Raw genomic sequence first — 16,836 nt, 5'->3', positions numbered from 1 at the left:
TTCGGAATCTGGGCTCATAACCTCAGAAGAGCAGCCCAAATGGCCAAATAAGCAACGATTAACGGATACAGTTACACAGTAGCCCCCTGAGATTCACCACAATGAGATGCTTCTGCCAAAAAACGATTTTTTCAGGAGTAACTAGCTATCGCTGTGCCGAGTGGGGTCCCTTTCTTCGCCGGGCGGGGCCCCGAACCCTTTCCTTGTGGCTGTATTCGATGTCAACACTCAGGAGATCCTTTCCACCGATCCGGGTTGAGGCCAAGCAGCGCTTCGTGAACAAACAGACCGTCCTTGCGAATCAGCACGTCGTCGAACCAGATTTCCCCGCCGCCGTACTCCGGACGCTGGATGCAAATCAAATCCCAATGGATCAGGCTGCGATTGCCGTTATCCGTCTGTTCATAAGCCCGGCCCGGCGTCAGGTGAAAGCTCCCGGCGATTTTTTCATCAAACAGGATGTCGTTCATCGGATGCAGGATGTACGGATTTACCCCGATGGCAAACTCGCCGGTGTAGCGCGCTCCTTCATCGCTGTTCAGAATTTCGTTCAACCGCCTGGTGTCGTTGGCTGTCGCCTCGACGATTTTCCCTTCCCGGAAGGTAAAACGGACTTGATCAAACGACGCCCCCATGTACTGGCTGGGCACGTTGCAGCTGATGGTGCCGTTCACCGAATCAAGTACAGGAGCGGTATACACCTCACCGTCCGGAACATTTCGTTTGCCGGCGGCAATCTTCTTCCCGACTCCTTTGATGGAAAAGGTCAACTCGGTGCCGGGTCCGACAATGCGAACATGGTCCGTGCGCTCCATCAGCTCGAGAAGCGGCAGGCAGGCCTCGTGCAGCTTGCGGTAATCCATCGAGCAGACGTCGAAGTAGAAGTCTTCAAAGGCTTCCGTAGACATTCTGGCTTTCTGCGCCAGAGACGGCGTCGGGTAGTTGATGCGCACCGCTTTTATGTTGTTGTCGACATGATGGCCGACCTGTTTAAATCCTTGAGAGAATACGCGAAACTTTTCTTCCGGGACGTCGCTCCATTCGCTGTCATTGACAGCGCCGTGAATGCCGATATAACCCTGGATGCCAAACCACATCGCCTCTTCCCAGTTCACCAGCTGCGTCATTTGCTCCTCTGTCAACCCTTTCAGCCACTGCCGCTGAATGGCCGGATGATACAGCCGGATGAACGGTCGGGCCCCTTTTGCGTAAAGCTGTTTCACCAGCTCCTGCGCCAGCATCTCCCCTTCGCCGTGGACGGCGATCATCACGTTATCTCCCGGCTGAACATCCAGGCTGTACGAAATCAGGTTTTCCGCCGTTTTGCCGATTCGCCAATCTTTCATAGTCAGTTCCTCCTTCTTGGCATCCTGATTCCATGCTATCTCTCAATTGTCAGAAGAAAATCAGAGAGATGCTTTGTCCGCAAAAAAAGTCTCCTGCCTAACACAGGAGACTTGTCGTCAGTTAGCCTTTTAAGTTTTCCGGATTGAGCCCGAGCAGCGCTTCGTGGACGAACAGGCCGTCTTTTCTTATGAGCACGCCGTCAAACCAGATCTCCCCGCCGCCGTACTCCGGCCGTTGGATGTTCACCATATCCCAGTGAACCTGGCTGCGGTTGCCGTTGTCCGCATCATCGTAGGCACGTCCGGGCGTAAAGTGAAAGCTGCCGGCAATTTTTTCATCAAACAGAATGTCGTTCATCGGATGCAGAATGTACGGATTGACGGCAATGGCAAATTCGCCGATATAACGCGCCCCTTCGTCACTGTCGAGAATCTCGTTCAGCCGCTTGGTGTTGTTGGCCGTCGCCTCGACAATTTTGCCGTTCTCAAAGGTGAGGCGCACGTTTTCAAACTTGGTGCCCAGATAGGATGTCGGGGTGTTGAAGTGAATGGTGCCGTTCACGGAATCGCGTACAGGAGCGGTGAAGATCTCTCCGTCCGGAATGTTGTTTTCGCCGGAACAAATTACATTGGGAATGCCCTTGATGGAAAAGGTCAGATCTGTTCCCGGTCCCACCAGCCGCACTTGATCGGTGCGATCCATCAGCTCCTTCAACGGCAAAAACGCCTCGTGCATCTTTTGATAGTCCAGCGAGCATACGTCAAAGAAAAAGTCCTCGAACGCTTCACTCGACATGTTGGCACTTTGCGCCATGGACGGGGTCGGGTAGTTGAGCAGGTTCCAGCGCTTGTTGGAGATGATGGAATCGCTCAAGGGCTGCATGACATTGCGATGGGCACGGAGACGTTCAACGGGGACGTCGGACAGTTCGCTGTCGTTTGTGGCGCCATTAATGACTATCCAGGCGTGAATGTCCTGAAACATGGTCTCATCCCATTTTTTCACAAAAGCGGCCCGCTCTTCGGTTGCGCCCATCATCAGCTCCCGCTGGATACCCGGGTGAACGAGACGGACATGAGGAAATGCCCCTTTCGCATATGCCTGCTTGACCAATTCTTTCGCCAGTGCGTGCCCTTCACCGCGCACCTCGATCAGCACATGCTCGTTTTCCTGCAAGCGAACGGAGTGGTTCAAGAGGTTCTCCGCCAGCTTGCCGATGCGTGGATCCATCATCGCAACATCTCTCCTTGTTTCATTTTTCCGACAATCAATTAATAAAAAATATTTTACCGGAATTTCAAAGTATCCTCAATCATAAAAATGATCTGTCTTTCGGCTTCATCCAAATCGCTTGCGTCCACGTGGTGATGAAACGACGGGACGTACCCGTTTTGCTTGTTTTGGTAGCGCGGGTCGTAGTAGTAGACGAGTAAAGAGGCAATCGCCGACCTGTAATCTCCCGCTTGGAGGGCATTTCGCGCAAGAGCAGCCTGTTCCGTGGGAATTCGCCTTGCAATCGTCGAAAAAGAGGCGATCACCTTTTCCGCAAAATCGGGCCGCCACGCAAACGGCACAACATATTCGTCGTACAAACGCTGCACGCGTACGTCCAGCGGAGCATGCAGACGGATGTGGACGGCCTGTTCCTTTGCTTCCATCAAAAAGGCGGGCTGCACCGCGTTGCCGATCCGCTTGCTCTCCGCCTCCATCAGCAGATACGGAGCATTCTCGCAACGGCGCAGCGCTTCAAACAGACGGGCGTCAAACATCTTTTGATTCGCCGGTTTCCCTTTTCCGATGTGGCCAAACACGGAGCCGCGGTGGCCTGCCATTCGCTCCAAATCGAGTACCGGGCATCCCTTTGCTTCCAAACGGCGCAAGAGCTCGGTCTTGCCTACTCCGGTCATGCCGTGGAGCAAAAACACCGGCATTTTCAGTTCATACGGCTCAATCGTTCTCACGACATGCTGGCGGTAGGCCCGGTAGCCCCCCGTTAGTCTGCGGACAGGTATCCCGGAAAAGGTGGCGAAGGTAGCCATCGCCCGGCTTCTCATCCCCCCGCGCCAGCAGAAAATCGTCGGAGGTTCCCCCAGCTCCTCGGCTCGTTGGCGGATGGCCCGCATCAGCTCCTCCATCTTTGGGGAGACGATTTGCATGCCCAGCCACTGTGCCGCAGCCTGTCCTTCGCGTTTGTAGGCAGTGCCTACCTGTGCACGTTCTGCATCGCTGAACAACGGGATGTTGACGGCTCCCGGAATGGTGTCGCGGGCAAATTCTCCCGGAGAGCGTACGTCAATCAGATTGCCATATCCCTGGTGAAGCAGCTCCTCTATGGTAATCTCCTGCACTGTCAAGTCACCTTCGATCTGGTATGCTAGAGTCATAGAATCACTCTACATCGTATCTTACCATTATTCCTCACTTGTCAGGAGGTCATAACATGACGGCTTCGATCAAACTTACCTCGCTTACGTCCAAAGGGGGCTGCGGCTGCAAAATCAGTCCGGACGCCCTTTCAGCCGTGCTGAAAAATCTGCCTTCTCCCGCCGGAAGGGACCCGCGGCTGCTGGTCGGACTGGAGACTTCGGACGATGCCGGCGTCTTTCAGGTAACGGAAGACCTCGCGTTGGTGCAGACCCTGGACTTTTTTACCCCAATCGTTGATGACCCGTACTGGTTTGGGCAAATTGCCGCCGCCAATGCGATCAGCGATGTGTTTGCCATGGGGGGAAAGCCGCTGACCGTGATGAACATCGTCGGCTTTCCCATCAGCAAGCTGGACCCCGCCATTTTGACGGAAATCCTCCGCGGCGCTGCGGACAAAGTGGCAGAAGCAGGAGCCGTACTGGTAGGCGGCCACTCCATCGATGACCCGGAACCGAAGTTCGGTTTGTCCGTCACCGGGACGGTTCATCCTTCGCGCGTACTGACCAATGCGGGAGCCAAGCCTGGCGATGTGCTTATTCTAACGAAACCAATCGGCGTCGGCATCCAGACTACGGCAATCAAACGGGACGCCCTCTCTGACGTGCAGACGAGAGAAGTGATGGAGATCATGGCGACGTTAAACAAATATGCCGCGGAAGCAATGGAAGCCTACCCGGTCCACGCCTGCACCGATGTCACCGGATTCGGCCTGATGGGGCACGCCCTGGAAATGGCGGAGGGCAGCCGGGTCGGCATTCGCCTGCGCAACTCCCAGGTTCCGATTCTGCCGGGTACCCGCCATCTCGCTGAACAGGGGATTATTCCTGGCGGCAGCAAGTCCAACTTCCGCTGGGTGTCCGACCGCGTCAACTTCCCGGATGACATGGACGAAATCGATCGTCTGATCCTGTGCGACGCCGTCACATCCGGGGGACTGCTGATCAGCCTGCCGGCCAGTAAAGGGGAACAGCTTCTTGCCGATCTGCACGCAAAAGGCATAACCTGGGCCCGAATCATCGCCGACGTGGTTGACGATCATCCGGGGAACATCGTCGTGTTGCCGTAATGTTGCGAAATTTTTCTTGCATATTTTGTCTGTCATGGAGTATTCTAGTCAACAAGAGTTTATCATCAAACAAATTTGAAAAACGGGAGTGTTGGTTCATGAAGTTTCCTGTAGATTCTATGAAGTAGATGGGGGATCCACCGTAAGGGTGTGGATTCCTCCCACCCTTACAACCCTATCTTGCTCTAGAAGCTGCAGGATGCCAGACCCGCTTCCGTTTTTTGACGGCGCGATCGGGAGGGTGAAACCTTGTAGGCACTGTGCCAAAACGGCACTGGCACCAGGTTTTTCACCTTCCTGATTACCCATTTCGCTGTCACAAAAGCGATTGTTCCGAAGCGCAAGCGGCCTCTCCCGTTTGCGCTTTTCTTGTTGTACCTCTGCACCCGCTTGCAACGAGGGGAAGCCGGCGCCGGCCCTGCAGCCGAGAGACATCTGTACAGAATGGAGGATAATTCCTGTATGCAATGGCTTTCCTGGGACTTGAATCTGAAAGTACGCCTGATCGGCGAAACCATATTCCACACCCTCTTCTGGATGTATTTTCCTTTTATGGCACTCCATTTTAGCGATGCGTTCGGCAAGGAAACGGCCGGGCTCCTGCTCACCGTCCCGCCGCTGCTCGGCATTTTCGCCAGCCTCGTGGGGGGCTTCCTGTCCGATCGCTGGGGACGACGTCCAACCATGCTGTTGGGGTCGTTCCTTCAGACCGCCATGTTCGCCCTATTCGCCTCGTCCTCATCTCCCTGGGTAGACTATATCGCGTTTATCGGGATTGGGATCGGCGGCTCCATCTACTGGCCGGCCAGCTCCGCGATGGTCGCCGACCTGACGCCGGAGGAAGATCGGCGGATTGTGTTTGCCACGTTCTACACGGCGATGAACATCGGTGTTGTCGGCGGCCCGGTTCTTGGTTCGTTCTTTTTCCTGCACCATCGTCCGGAACTGTTGATCACCTGTACACTGGTCACGCTTGCCTACGGAATCGTGCTTTTCTTTCTGCTAAAAGAGACTCGGCCTGCTTCCTCCAAGGAAAACGGCCGCGGGCAGAAGGCTGCCTTCAGCCTGAAGGAACAGTGGCAAAGCTACCAGGTTATTTTCCGTGACAAAATCTTTGCCATGTACATCGCTTCCGGTGTTTTGATCGCCATTGTGTTCATGCAGCTTGATCTGTACATGGCGGTCTACGTCAAGGAAAACGTTCCCGTCCAGCCGCTCTTGGCCTGGAAGGACTGGTCGTTTTCCGTCGGCGGCACGGAAGCGTTCGGCTGGATGGTGGGGTTAAACGGCTTGTTGGTTGTGCTGTTCACTCTTCCTGTGACCAAGTGGTTCGCCAACTGGAGCGACCGCAACTCGCTGATCTTCTCTTCGCTGTTGTTCGGTTTGGGAATGTTCTTGATGAGCTTTACCGCCAACATCTGGCTGTTGTTCGGCTGTATCGGCATCCTGACACTGGGGGAATTGATCCGCACGCCGGTCGTGCAGAGCTTCGTCAGCAAATACGCGCCCGAAGATGCACGCGGCCAGTACATGGGGGCGTCCTCGCTGCAATTTTCCGTGGGACGATTTATCGCTCCGCTGACGATCGGCCTGTCTGCCTGGATGCAGCCGACAGGAGTATTCGGCGTCATTTTCGGCTGCTCGCTCCTCAGCGCTCTGTTGTACGTGTACATGTTTCGTATGCTTCCGGGCCAACCGGAACCGGGTACCGTCCGCAAAACGCCCGCTGAGTCGCATTAATCTAAGAAAACCCACCCGGCATTAGCTATCCTCAACCCACTCGGCGTTAGCTATCGCTGAGCCGAGTGGGACCAAAAAAAGCCTGTCTCCCGCACGTTTGGGGAAACAGGCTTCTGTTCGTTTTTATCTAGGGCTGAACAGTCGGCAGGAGGTACTCCTCCTTGGAAAACCGCCCGCGCATCCACATGTAGGTGTCGTCATAGATGGCGCGAGAGACCGGATCTTTGCTGGTTACGGCCTCCAGCAGCGTTTTCGATCCGTAGTAGTAGGCGTGAATTTTCTCCTTGTCGATGCCCAGCTTGTGCGCGGCGATCAGCTGGTTGTAATAGTTCTGATAGAATTTGGGGTCGCGGTACATCCGCTCATCGCCTTCTACCTCGACTCCCATGCCGTACTTGTTGGCCACGGCCAGTGCGGCCTCAATCCGATCAATCGGAATCGGCTTGTCGTTGTAGAAGTTGGGCTGTACGAAGGCGTAGTCGAACCCGAGTTCCTTCCACTCGCCGAGACCGGTTGCGCCGAAGTAGGGGATCCAGTAGAAGCGAAGCGCTTCGTTGTGCACCATTTCTGCTGTTTCCCGAATCAGCTGGCGCTCTCTCGGTACCGCATCCTCAATCAGCTCGTGGTACCAGTAGATCCCCTCCAATCGCAGATAACGGTATTCCGCTTCTCCCCATCGCTTCAGCAGGTTGCGGAAATACCACTCCAGCGCCTGTTTGCGGTAGCCGTATGCCCGCTCTTCCCCTACTTTTGCCGCCTCGAAGGAGAGCGAATCCTGATCCTCCAGGATTTGGCCGAAGGAAGATTGTTTGGGATCGGGATACGGCAGGGCGAGCACGACGTTTTCCCTCTGCGGCGATGTGTAAAGAGTGCCTCTCCGCTTGTTGTACTCCATCATCGCATCATTGAGTGCATCCAACTGCCGACCGGGACGGAACAGATCGTCCATGTAATACTTCCATCCGTCCCTGGTGCTGGCCAGGTTGGGGTACGGGAGAAACAAAATCGTGTCAAACATGCGATCGAGCACCTTGTCGTCTGTGCTCATATAGCCTACCAGCGGCAGGAAGTCCTGCTGCGTCCAGGTGCCACGCTCGCCATGGGCGCCGGAGTAGGCCAGCAGCATATTTTCCATGCGGTCTCCCGCTTTTTTGTCCTCAAGCGCTCCCGTACGGGTGATTGGCGCAAGCAGGACAGGGGCCGCCGCTTCCTCCCGTTCTTCCCATCCCCATACCTGGAGCTGACGCGCAAAGACGAAGACTTTTACCGGAAAGCGTACGCGGACATAGCGCGCTTCCACGGACGGCAGACTGACAGACAGCGTACGCACGATTGCCGTCTCATCCGAAGGCTTCACATTGTGAGTGGCTTCTCCCGCGTAAAACCAGGCCTTGCCGTCACGGGACAGCTCCACTTCCATGTTTTCCGGCAGGATGATTCCCTGTTTTTTGTCCTGTTTAAACGTAAGCGATATTTGCCTCAACTGTTTCTTTGCCGGTAAAGCAAGCGTCACTTCCCGTCCGAATTGTCGGCTGTAGCCGGTCCAGGTATCCGAGGGTACGATCAGACCGCCAACCGGGCCGGGGTATGTTTTCTCCAGCTCGCGAAAATACGAGTCGGCCGGTCCTGTTGTTCGCACTGCGTAGAAGCTGTCCGGCGCGAGGTTGACCAAGCCTTCCTGCTCCACCGGTTTGGACTCGGTCGTTGTCGATTCGCCTTCGTTTTTTCCTTCCAAAGTGCCGTTCGGCGTAATTTCCACCGGAATGGTGATTTTCCGGTAGCCGACAGAGACGGTGATTTGCCCCGTGCCGTTGTTGGGTCCAGCGATAAAGGTTCCGTCCGGTGTGATTGTCCCCAACTCAGGCCGGTCAAAGCCAAAGATCGGCGTAAACGGGAGCGCCTCGCCATTCGGTCTGGTTACTTCAATCCGCTGACTGGTTCCGGCCAGGAGGCTGAGCTTGGTGGCATTCACGGCAAAGTCAACCCGCTGAGCCTGCATGTAACGGTCATCCAGCAGCCGCTCCGCGATCACTGCGGCATCGGCACGAGTAACGTTTGCCCGCGGGTGAAACTTGCCGCTTGCCCCCAGCATCCACCGCTTGGCGGTTACATCCCGGACGGCTTCTCTGGCGTACTCGGCTATTTCCTGTTCGTCCGCGTACATCGTGGAGCCCTTGTCCTGCGGTTCGCTGCCGCTGATTTTCATCAGTCGCTGCAGCAGCACGGCCAAATCCTGCCGGGTTAGCGGTTCGGCGGCCCCCAACGTATCCTTGTTCCGCCCTTTCATCAATCCGATTTCAGCCAATGCGTGAACATAAGGGGCGTACGGACTATCCGCCGGCACATCAGCAAAAGCCGCTGTTTCACGCTCCTGCGGCAGCACACCGGCTACCTTGGCCAGCAGGACCGCGATGTCCTGCCGGGAAATGGCTTGCTGCGGGTAAAACCGGTCGCCGCCCGGTCCGTTGATCAGATTTAGCGAGGCAAGGCGATTGACAGCGTGTTTGGCGTAGCTGGTCTGTACATCCGTAAACGCCGTCTGTTGTTCTTTCGTGGTTGATATCGTTTGAACTGCGGGAATCGGAGCTGCCGCCCATGTTGTCAACGGTGCGATGAGCATCATCAACGCCAGGCCGGCCGCAGCCATTTTCCCGACAGCATGGTTTCTTCGCGTACTCATGTTTCCTCCCCTATTCCATCCTTCTCTCTATTCGCTTGCCGGCTGTGCGGCAGGACGCGGCGGCTTCGGTCCGAAATACTGGTAGTAATCCACTTTGATGTTTCCGTTGTACAGCTTGCGCTTCTTGGTGGCTTGCCGCCCAAAGTGCTGTTCGAACTCCTCGTCCGACGTAATGATGTAGTACGACCAGGTATCCAGCTCCGACCTGAACACTTGTCCCATCTCGCGGTACAGGCGGGTCACCTGTTTCCAGTCTCCAAGCCGCTCGCCGTAGGGCGGGTTGCAGATCAGGTATCCGTATTTGCGTTTCGTCCGTATATCGCGTACGTCCATCCGCTGGAAGTGAATCTGGTCGTCAACACCTGCTTCCGCAGCATTGCGGCGGGCTACCTTCAACACTTCGTCGTCAATGTCCGTACCGATAATCTCCAGCTTGCGGTCGTACTGGGCCAAATCGTGGGTCTCCGCCCGCGCTTCCCGCCACAGCGCTTTCGGAATCACCGGCCAGCTTTCCGATACAAACTCCCGGTTCATCCCGGGCGCGATATTTTGCCCGATCAAGGCAGCTTCAATGGGAATCGTCCCAGAACCGCAAAACGGATCCATGAAGATGCGATCCGGCTTCCAGCGGGAGAGCAAGATCAGCGCCGCCGCCATGGTTTCCTTCAAAGGAGCTGTGCCGATCAAGCCGCGATAGCCCCGTTTGTGCAGACCCGGTCCCGACGTGTCGATGGTCAGTGTCGCCACGTCCTTCAACAGCGCCACCTCAATCTTGAACAGCGGCCCCTGCTCGTCAAACCACTCCCGTTTGTATGTCTTTTTCAAACTCTCCACCACGGCCTTCTTCACGATGGCCTGGCAGTCGGGCACGCTGAACAGCGTCGACTTGACCGACTTCCCTTCCACGGGAAACGCGGCGTCTTCGGGAATCCAGTCGGACCAGGGAAGCGCCTTGGTCTTTTCGAACAGTTCATCAAACGTGGTGGCATGGAACTCCCCTATTTTAAGACGTACGCGGTCAGCCGTACGCAACCACATATTTGCCCGCGGAATGGCGGAAAGGTCGGCAGTGAACGTAACCTTGCCGTTGTCCACTTTTACGTCCTCATATCCAAGTCCTCTTACTTCGTCGGCCACGACCGATTCCAGCCCGAACGTCGCCGTTGCAATCAACTCTACTTTTTGCATTGTTACTCTCCTGTCCATGCTGTTTGGCAGGTCTTGCGCCTTGCCCTCTCTGGTAATAGTACCGTATTTTGAGAGAAAAAGCACAACCCGCGCCAGCAACGTCATAGCACGGGTTTTTCGCATGGCTGATGTTCCTGCTGGAAAACCGCTTTCTGGTCTACGACCGCGGCAACGAGCCTTGCAGACGCTGCGGCAGCCCCATCGCTTGTGGCGAGCTCTCCTCGCGAAAGGTGTTTTACTGCAGCAGCTGCCAGCGCTAAGTTACTTCTCCATTTTCCGAATCATGTTCACCTGCTCGGTGGACGGCTGGAATCCGGCTTGCTGCAATATGCTTACAACCTGTTCATTGGCGGCCGGGAAGTTGAACGTCGTACGGCGGCAAGCGAGATCAAACGGGGCAAACACTTGGGAGAGCGCGTAACGAACAATCGCTTCCCCGTCTTCCCGCTCAGGATGGGCGGCACACTGGAAAAGCACGATAGAGGTCAGCTTGCCGCTTTCATCAAACGTGCGTTTGGACAGGGCGTAACCAACAGTCTCTCCCTGCTCGTCCTGCACCAGTACCGCTTCTCCGTCGCGGATGCCCGCCCACTGGGTCTGCCACGGCGCCATGCTGTGATAATAGGAAAGACCCCGTACGTCTTGCGGGATGCCCCGGTGATGGCGGTAGGGAAGCTCCCTGTCGGCAGTAAAAGGATTCACCTCAAAGGCCTCTCCGTATTGCAAAAACAGGAGCCGGTCGACAATTTCGTATCCAAGCTGTTGGTACAGAGCGATGGCCTTCTCGTTTTGAGTGAACGCTTCCAGTGTCGCGAGGTCAATTCCCTCTTTGCGGTAGAGAGAAAGCGCTGCCTCCATCAGCTTGCGGCCCACACCCTGGCGGCGATATTCCGTAGCCACCCCGGTCCCGCCGTTCCACGCCACTTTTTTCCCGTCGATGGTTCGGACTCCGCTCAGCACAAGCCCGACCGGTTCCCCGTCGATGAAACCGACCACAGAGAGAGCCGGAGAGAGTCCCTCCATGCCCAGACGGTGCGTGAAGCGTTCCACCGTCGCCGCCGCATCAAAATAGTACCCTTCAAACCCTCTGTTCCACGCCTTTGTGGCTTCTTCAAACGTACACTCGCTCAACCGCTTGATCGTCAGCATGCACCATTCATCCCCATTTTTTGTAATAAAAATATTTTAATTGATAAAAACAAATAATTCAATCTATTTCGGTTCTGCATCTCCCCTGTTTTTTCAATTGTGACCCCGTGGTATGATGTGGACAAACGGATCGGGGAGGTTCTCATGCGCAAAACTCTTACAGTAGGCTCGCTCATACCCGAACGTCAGGCACCCCTTGTTCCGTCCCGATTGCCTGAACCAGTTCTGCCAAACAAGCCGTCTGCACAATCGCTCATCCGACTGCGGCAAAACGGAACAGAGTACGCCATCCGTCCCGTTGCCGGTCAGCTCCTTTTGGATGCCGCGCTTGCGCAGCTTCAACCGCTCACCTATAAATGCCGCAAAGGCAGCTGCGGCAAATGTACCGTACAACTGCTGGCGGGCGGCCAATTGCTTCAGCCCCCTACCCGTGAGGAACAGGCCAAGCTCGATGCCGCACTCGCTCAGGGCTATCGGCTGGCATGTCAGGCGTGTATCGGTTTGGAATCTTCCCTATCGGGCCAGCGATAGACTTATAAAAAGAAATTGTTGTCATTATGGTTCTCTCTTGTATCGTTCAACATTTGTTCGGCATGTTCATTGGATTGTTTGGCATCCATGTGCAGTTTTCTTTTTCTCCGTTTCATTACCCAATCGACAATGATACCCATCACCATAATTCCTCCAAAAGCGAGTAACAAAAATAACCACAGAGGCACCTTCCATCACCCCTTCCGCAGTCTGACTCCCTATCTTTCACATTACCATTGGACATGGTATTGTTAGAAGGAAACTTTTGACGAATTGAGGCCCTATGACATGACTACTTGGAAACGAATGCTGCTGTTCGCCGGGGGAAATCTGGGCGAGTGGGCAATCGATCACATACGGGAAGACGACTTTCTCATCGGGGTGGACCGGGGGGCTTTGTTTCTCGTCCGCCACAAGCGAAATCCTCATCTGGCCATCGGCGATTTTGATTCGGTAACGCCCGAGGAGCTGGTTGAGATTACAGAGCAGAGCGCGCAGTTCCTTACCTGCGACCCGGTCATGAAGGACTTCACGGATACCGAGATGGCCTTTAACTGGGCGCTGGAGCGGCAGCCGGAAGAGATCGTGCTGCTGGGCGTTTTGGGCACCCGCTTTGACCACACCCTCGCCAACGTCCATTTGCTGGTAAAAGGCTTGCGGGCAGGCGTCGACTGCCGGATTCTCGACGAAAAGAACGAAGTGATCCTGATCGACCGTGAAACCAGCGTCTCCAGGGGGCGCTTTACCCACATTTCCCTGCTGCCGCTGTCGGAGAAAGTGACCGGCATTACGCTGGAGGGCTTTCAGTATCCGCTTCACAATGCCGCTTTGCGAATCGGGGACTCACTCGGGATCAGCAACGTTCTGCAGGACGTACAGGGAACCATCCGGGTGGCTGCCGGGAAGCTTCTGGTGATAAAAAGCATGGATTAATACAAACTATTCGGGACCGATTTCTCCGCTCCGCGACGATTCGCGGGGGCATCGCCAAAGCCGCGTCACCACGAAGTTTTCTCAGGGGTGGCGCTGCTTTATCCCCGCGCCCACGTCCCTACGCTAGCAGGTCGTCACAGCTCGCGGGTAGCTGGAGGAATCGGTCCCTCTCTACAAACCATTGGTTTCTAATCAATCTCAGGCAGCTGCCAGTCAATCTCTGTCAGGCCGTTTTCCCGCAGGAACTGATTCGCCCGGGAGAACGGCCTGCTGCCGAAAAAGCCCCGATTTGCCGAAAATGGACTGGGATGCGGAGAGCGGATGATGCAGTGTTTCTGCGCGTTGATAAAGGATGCTTTCTCCTGAGCGTGATTGCCCCAGAGAATAAACACCATCGGCGTCTCCCGCTCGTTCAGGGCGGCAATCACCCTGTCGGTAAACTGTTCCCAGCCCATCCCTTTGTGGGAGTTGGGCGTGCCTTCGCGGACGGTAAGCACCGTGTTCAGCAACAGTACCCCCTGCTTCGCCCAATGCACCAGGTGTCCGTGATTGGGGATGGTGCAGCCCAGATCGCTTTGCAGTTCCTTGAAAATGTTTTGCAGGGAAGGCGGCGGGTTTACCCCCGGTTTTACGGAAAAGCTCAGCCCGTGCGCCTGTCCCGGGCCGTGATACGGGTCCTGGCCCAGTATGACAACCTTTGCTTCCCCGTACGGCGTCAGATGCAGCGCGTTAAAGATGTCATACTTGTCAGGGTAGACCGTTTTTGCGTGATATTCTTCCATTAAAAATTGGCGCAGTTGCAAGTAGTACGGCTTTTGAAACTCCTCGCTCAGGATGGGAGCCCAATCGTTTTTTAAAATCGCCATGTTGACCTCACCTTCGAAATCCTTTCAAAGAATGCTTGGCTTTAGTTTACCATATGTTCTTTTCGCAGATAATTGGACAGGCCGCTGGAAGCATCATACGAAAACATAGGACTTCTTTCCGGGAAGACAGCAAAACTTCCCGGGTTCTAGTCATCTGCTCCTAGTACCGCCGCTTGATAGAATGCCCTTGATCTTTCTGCCATAATTACCCTTGGGAATATGCAGATAAAGGGAAATGGGGATTTTTATCATGAAATGGGATTTGAAATCATTTGCGGGGGGCATCGTCGCAGGTTCGGTCCTTTTCTCGGGCCTGGCGTTGGCCGCACCGGGGGATGGCCTGACCGAGTTGAACAAGACGCCGTTCACCTACTATTTTGAAGGGGTTCCAAAGTCGCCGACTACGGAGGTGCAGGGTATCCTGCACAAGAATTCGGTCTATGTACCGATCCGCTTTGTGGCGGAAAGCCTGGGCAAGACAGTCATTTACGACGCCAAGAGCAAGTCGATCTACATCGGCAAGCTTCCGGCCAACAAAATGTACTCCAAGTGGGAAGCTGTTGAACTGGTGAAAAAAAAGTACGGCCAAAAGGTAACGCCGGACTATCGAATCGAGTATGATCACGACGACGAAAACGGCAATTATGTCATTCATATCTATCAAAAAGTCGTGAACAACTTCCAGACGGGAGACAGCTACACCAATACGTACGGCTGGTTTGTCGTCAATCCAAACACCGGGGAAATCAAATCCCTCCTCTAAACAAAAATTCGCCTCTCCTCCTGCCGGGCAAGACACAAAAAGCAGGAAGAGAGGCATTTTTTATGTGAAAAGCTTGCAGGTTCAAGCGGCCGATATCGTGATCAGTCGTTGTTGTACCAACCGAGCGGCCCCGGCTGCAGATTGACGTTGATTTGCTTGATCTCGGTATAGGCATCCAGGCCGAACGTACCAAGCTCACGGCCGATCCCGCTCTGCTTGTAGCCGCCCCACGGCGCTTCGTTGTACGTCGGATGGTAGGTGTTGATCCAGGTAATGCCCGCTCGCAGTTTGCGGATGACACGCATCGCTTTGGCGCCGTCCTGGGTGAACACCCCGCCCGCCAGGCCGTAAATCGTATCGTTGGCCAAGCGTACGGCTTCCTCTTCATCTCTAAACCGCTGCACCACGAGCACTGGCCCGAATATCTCCTCCTGTACAATGCGCATGTCCGGCGTCGTATCCGTAAAAATGGTAGGAGCGACGAAATTTCCGTCAGCGTACGCACCCTCAGTAAGACGGGAGCCGCCCAACGCTAGCGTGGCGCCCTCTGCTCTGCCGACTTCAATGTACTGCAACACTTTCTGCATGTGCTGGAAAGAGATGAGCGGCCCCATCTCCGTGTTTTCGTCCAGTCCGTTGCCGACGCGGATTTTTCGGGAGCGCTCGATCAGCGCGGAGATGAACTTGTCGTGTATGGAATCTTCCACGAGCAGACGGGAGCCTGCCGAACACACCTGTCCCTGGTTGGCAAAAATGGCGAACATGGCAAACTCCACGGCAGCGTCAAAGTCGGCGTCAGCGAAGACGATGTTGGGCGATTTGCCGCCCAGTTCCAGCGAGATTTTCTTGAGGTTGCCGCTCGCCGCCTGCATGATACTGCGGCCGGTTACCGTCCCTCCGGTGAACGCCACCTTGTCGACCAGATGGCTGGCCGCCAGCTCATGCCCTACCACCGGTCCAGCTCCCAGCACCAGATTGGCGGCACCGGGCGGAAAGCCCACCTCTTCGATGATTTCGAACAGCTTGATCGCGGACAACGGGGTTACCTCGGCCGGTTTAAACACGGTAGTGTTCCCGCCGGCCAGGCAGGGGGCCAGCTTCCACGCCGCCATCAGCAGCGGGTAGTTCCACGGTACGATTTGACCGCAGACACCAATGGGCTCCCGCACCACCATGGTCATCATCGGATCCGACACCTGATAGGTTTGGCCCAGCGGCTTGTTGATCAGGCCTGCGTAGTAGCGGAAGCAGTTCACCGCGTCATTGACGTCAAAGCGGCTTTCGCGCAGCGGTTTGCCGCAGTTCATCGTCTCCAGAACAGCAAACTCCTCTGCCCGCTCCTCCAATTTGTCGGCCAGCTTGTTGAGAAGACGGGCACGTTCGACAGGAGGCGTATCCGGCCAGTCCGTTTCATCGAAGACTCGTCTCGCCTCCATGATCGCATGCCGTACATCGTTGATTCCGCCCTCCGCCACCACGGCAATCACTTCTCCGGTTGCCGGGTTGCAGACTTCACGGCAGTTGCCTTCTTCCGCCTCTACCCACTGCCCGCCGATGTACATCTTCCACGCTTCTTTCGTTTGTGTGGTCACAGCTGATCATCCTCCTCATCGCATTGGATATCAGCCCTTTCTTAGAGCAATAAGTATGCCAAGCATTAAGAAAACCCAGCCGACTTTAACTAACGCTGGTGTCGGCTGGGGCCCCGAACCCTTTCCTTGTGGCTGTATTCGATGTCCCAATGTTATAAATTCTTATACACCTAAGAAAAACGCGGAGTCGCCTTCCTTTGCATCCGTTCATTATCAAAATTGAGAAGCAAACTTCCCTGAACCGAGAAATGCGAGCATCTCCTTCGCCGTCTCCCGCGGATGGGTCAACACCAGCAGATGAAGCGAGTGGGCGATCTTGACGGAGCACGCCTGTTTCACTGTTGCCAGATACTGCTCGGCTGCTTTGGCATAAAAGGTTCGTTGCGCATAGATCTGTTCGAAACTATGTCAACAAGCAAGGGAATTGCCTGCAGGCCCGGCGAGATAAAAAAAGCTTCGATTGAAGCCCTCTCGAAAAAGCTGGTTCTTCGTTAGAGGAAACTTTTTATGCGTTCCGGAAAGTTTATTTCAGGGCGCTTTCACACGGTGAAGCC

General features: G+C 55.2%; 16 protein-coding genes. 5 read left to right on the top strand and 11 right to left on the bottom strand.

Going from position 1 to position 16,836, the window contains the following annotated elements; all coding sequences use genetic code 11:
* Window positions 1-221 precede the first annotated feature (221 nt).
* The 3 genes from ACE99V_RS18735 to mnmH all read right to left on the bottom strand — a co-directional run bounded on the left by ACE99V_RS18735 (window position 222) and on the right by mnmH (window position 3,731).
* Window positions 222-1,346, bottom strand: coding sequence for an aminopeptidase (locus ACE99V_RS18735; RefSeq protein WP_400492751.1), 1,125 nt, complete (start codon window positions 1,344-1,346; stop codon window positions 222-224).
* Between the two features lie 121 nt (window positions 1,347-1,467).
* On the bottom strand, window positions 1,468-2,580 hold the full coding sequence (locus tag ACE99V_RS18730) for an aminopeptidase (protein ID WP_400492750.1): 1,113 nt from the start codon (window positions 2,578-2,580) through the stop codon (window positions 1,468-1,470).
* Window positions 2,581-2,633: 53 nt separating this feature from the next.
* Window positions 2,634-3,731 carry a tRNA 2-selenouridine(34) synthase MnmH gene (mnmH, locus tag ACE99V_RS18725; RefSeq protein ID WP_400492749.1) on the bottom strand — a complete coding sequence of 366 codons (1,098 nt, stop codon included), beginning with the start codon at window positions 3,729-3,731 and terminating at the stop codon, window positions 2,634-2,636.
* A gap of 56 nt (window positions 3,732-3,787) precedes the next feature.
* On the opposite strand from mnmH, the gene selD reads away from it, so the two are divergent.
* A complete protein-coding gene (gene selD / locus ACE99V_RS18720; protein ID WP_400492748.1) occupies window positions 3,788-4,840 on the top strand; it encodes a selenide, water dikinase SelD in 1,053 nt (350 codons plus the stop codon).
* A 185-nt stretch (window positions 4,841-5,025) separates the two neighbouring features.
* Here the strand turns inward: selD and ACE99V_RS18715 are convergent, their stop codons facing one another.
* The gene (locus tag ACE99V_RS18715; RefSeq protein WP_400492746.1) at window positions 5,026-5,184 is read right to left on the bottom strand and encodes a hypothetical protein; all 159 of its coding nucleotides are present in this window, start codon (window positions 5,182-5,184) and stop codon (window positions 5,026-5,028) included.
* A gap of 118 nt (window positions 5,185-5,302) precedes the next feature.
* Here ACE99V_RS18715 and ACE99V_RS18710 point away from each other — a divergent pair, with 118 nt between their 5' ends.
* Window positions 5,303-6,580 carry an MDR family MFS transporter gene (locus tag ACE99V_RS18710; protein ID WP_400492745.1) on the top strand — a complete coding sequence of 426 codons (1,278 nt, stop codon included), beginning with the start codon at window positions 5,303-5,305 and terminating at the stop codon, window positions 6,578-6,580.
* Window positions 6,581-6,707: 127 nt separating this feature from the next.
* On the opposite strand, the gene ACE99V_RS18705 is transcribed toward ACE99V_RS18710, so the two are convergent.
* From ACE99V_RS18705 to ACE99V_RS18695, 3 genes are all read right to left on the bottom strand, one after another.
* Window positions 6,708-9,260 (bottom strand): DUF4855 domain-containing protein, encoded by a 2,553-nt coding sequence (locus ACE99V_RS18705; RefSeq protein ID WP_400492744.1) that lies wholly within the window; start codon window positions 9,258-9,260, stop codon window positions 6,708-6,710.
* Window positions 9,261-9,287: 27 nt separating this feature from the next.
* Window positions 9,288-10,448, bottom strand: coding sequence for a THUMP domain-containing class I SAM-dependent RNA methyltransferase (locus ACE99V_RS18700; RefSeq protein WP_400492743.1), 1,161 nt, complete (start codon window positions 10,446-10,448; stop codon window positions 9,288-9,290).
* 261 nt (window positions 10,449-10,709) lie between these two features.
* A complete protein-coding gene (locus ACE99V_RS18695) occupies window positions 10,710-11,597 on the bottom strand; it encodes a GNAT family N-acetyltransferase (protein WP_400492742.1) in 888 nt (295 codons plus the stop codon).
* A 144-nt stretch (window positions 11,598-11,741) separates the two neighbouring features.
* On the opposite strand from ACE99V_RS18695, the gene ACE99V_RS18690 reads away from it, so the two are divergent.
* A complete protein-coding gene (locus tag ACE99V_RS18690; RefSeq protein WP_400492741.1) occupies window positions 11,742-12,128 on the top strand; it encodes a 2Fe-2S iron-sulfur cluster-binding protein in 387 nt (128 codons plus the stop codon).
* A 2-nt stretch (window positions 12,129-12,130) separates the two neighbouring features.
* Here ACE99V_RS18690 and ACE99V_RS18685 read toward each other — a convergent pair whose 3' ends face one another.
* Window positions 12,131-12,316, bottom strand: coding sequence for a hypothetical protein (locus tag ACE99V_RS18685; RefSeq protein WP_400492740.1), 186 nt, complete (start codon window positions 12,314-12,316; stop codon window positions 12,131-12,133).
* Window positions 12,317-12,416: 100 nt separating this feature from the next.
* Here ACE99V_RS18685 and ACE99V_RS18680 point away from each other — a divergent pair, with 100 nt between their 5' ends.
* Window positions 12,417-13,061, top strand: a complete 645-nt coding sequence (locus ACE99V_RS18680) for a thiamine diphosphokinase (RefSeq protein WP_400492739.1) — start codon at window positions 12,417-12,419, stop codon at window positions 13,059-13,061.
* 188 nt (window positions 13,062-13,249) lie between these two features.
* Here the strand turns inward: ACE99V_RS18680 and ACE99V_RS18675 are convergent, their stop codons facing one another.
* Window positions 13,250-13,927 carry a uracil-DNA glycosylase gene (locus ACE99V_RS18675; protein ID WP_400492738.1) on the bottom strand — a complete coding sequence of 226 codons (678 nt, stop codon included), beginning with the start codon at window positions 13,925-13,927 and terminating at the stop codon, window positions 13,250-13,252.
* Window positions 13,928-14,177: 250 nt separating this feature from the next.
* Here ACE99V_RS18675 and ACE99V_RS18670 point away from each other — a divergent pair, with 250 nt between their 5' ends.
* Window positions 14,178-14,690 carry a stalk domain-containing protein gene (locus ACE99V_RS18670; protein WP_400492737.1) on the top strand — a complete coding sequence of 171 codons (513 nt, stop codon included), beginning with the start codon at window positions 14,178-14,180 and terminating at the stop codon, window positions 14,688-14,690.
* A 101-nt stretch (window positions 14,691-14,791) separates the two neighbouring features.
* On the opposite strand, the gene ACE99V_RS18665 is transcribed toward ACE99V_RS18670, so the two are convergent.
* Entirely contained in the window at window positions 14,792-16,252 is a 1,461-nt protein-coding gene (locus ACE99V_RS18665; protein ID WP_400492752.1) for an aldehyde dehydrogenase family protein, read from the bottom strand.
* Between the two features lie 243 nt (window positions 16,253-16,495).
* Complete coding sequence (locus ACE99V_RS18660; protein ID WP_400492736.1) at window positions 16,496-16,621, bottom strand: hypothetical protein; 126 nt, start codon at window positions 16,619-16,621, stop codon at window positions 16,496-16,498.
* Window positions 16,622-16,836 lie beyond the last annotated feature (215 nt).

The organism is Brevibacillus soli, from assembly GCF_044759095.2.
GTDB lineage: Bacteria > Bacillota > Bacilli > Brevibacillales > Brevibacillaceae > JBIYSM02.
Note: the sequence above shows the minus strand (reverse complement) of the source record. Positions and strands in the feature narration are given on the sequence as shown.

What these genes read in the sequence shown, in the direction of transcription:
- ACE99V_RS18735 (WP_400492751.1), bottom strand. Translation starts at nt 1,346, where the DNA reads ATGAAAGATTGGCGAATCGGCAAAACGGCGGAAAACCTGATTTCGTAC.
- ACE99V_RS18730 (WP_400492750.1), bottom strand. Translation starts at nt 2,580, where the DNA reads ATGATGGATCCACGCATCGGCAAGCTGGCGGAGAACCTCTTGAACCAC.
- mnmH (WP_400492749.1), bottom strand. Translation starts at nt 3,731, where the DNA reads ATGACTCTAGCATACCAGATCGAAGGTGACTTGACAGTGCAGGAGATT.
- selD (WP_400492748.1), top strand. Translation starts at nt 3,788, where the DNA reads ATGACGGCTTCGATCAAACTTACCTCGCTTACGTCCAAAGGGGGCTGC.
- ACE99V_RS18710 (WP_400492745.1), top strand. Translation starts at nt 5,303, where the DNA reads ATGCAATGGCTTTCCTGGGACTTGAATCTGAAAGTACGCCTGATCGGC.
- ACE99V_RS18705 (WP_400492744.1), bottom strand. Translation starts at nt 9,260, where the DNA reads ATGAGTACGCGAAGAAACCATGCTGTCGGGAAAATGGCTGCGGCCGGC.
- ACE99V_RS18700 (WP_400492743.1), bottom strand. Translation starts at nt 10,448, where the DNA reads ATGCAAAAAGTAGAGTTGATTGCAACGGCGACGTTCGGGCTGGAATCG.
- ACE99V_RS18695 (WP_400492742.1), bottom strand. Translation starts at nt 11,597, where the DNA reads ATGCTGACGATCAAGCGGTTGAGCGAGTGTACGTTTGAAGAAGCCACA.
- ACE99V_RS18690 (WP_400492741.1), top strand. Translation starts at nt 11,742, where the DNA reads ATGCGCAAAACTCTTACAGTAGGCTCGCTCATACCCGAACGTCAGGCA.
- ACE99V_RS18680 (WP_400492739.1), top strand. Translation starts at nt 12,417, where the DNA reads ATGACTACTTGGAAACGAATGCTGCTGTTCGCCGGGGGAAATCTGGGC.
- ACE99V_RS18675 (WP_400492738.1), bottom strand. Translation starts at nt 13,927, where the DNA reads ATGGCGATTTTAAAAAACGATTGGGCTCCCATCCTGAGCGAGGAGTTT.
- ACE99V_RS18670 (WP_400492737.1), top strand. Translation starts at nt 14,178, where the DNA reads ATGAAATGGGATTTGAAATCATTTGCGGGGGGCATCGTCGCAGGTTCG.
- ACE99V_RS18665 (WP_400492752.1), bottom strand. Translation starts at nt 16,252, where the DNA reads ATGTACATCGGCGGGCAGTGGGTAGAGGCGGAAGAAGGCAACTGCCGT.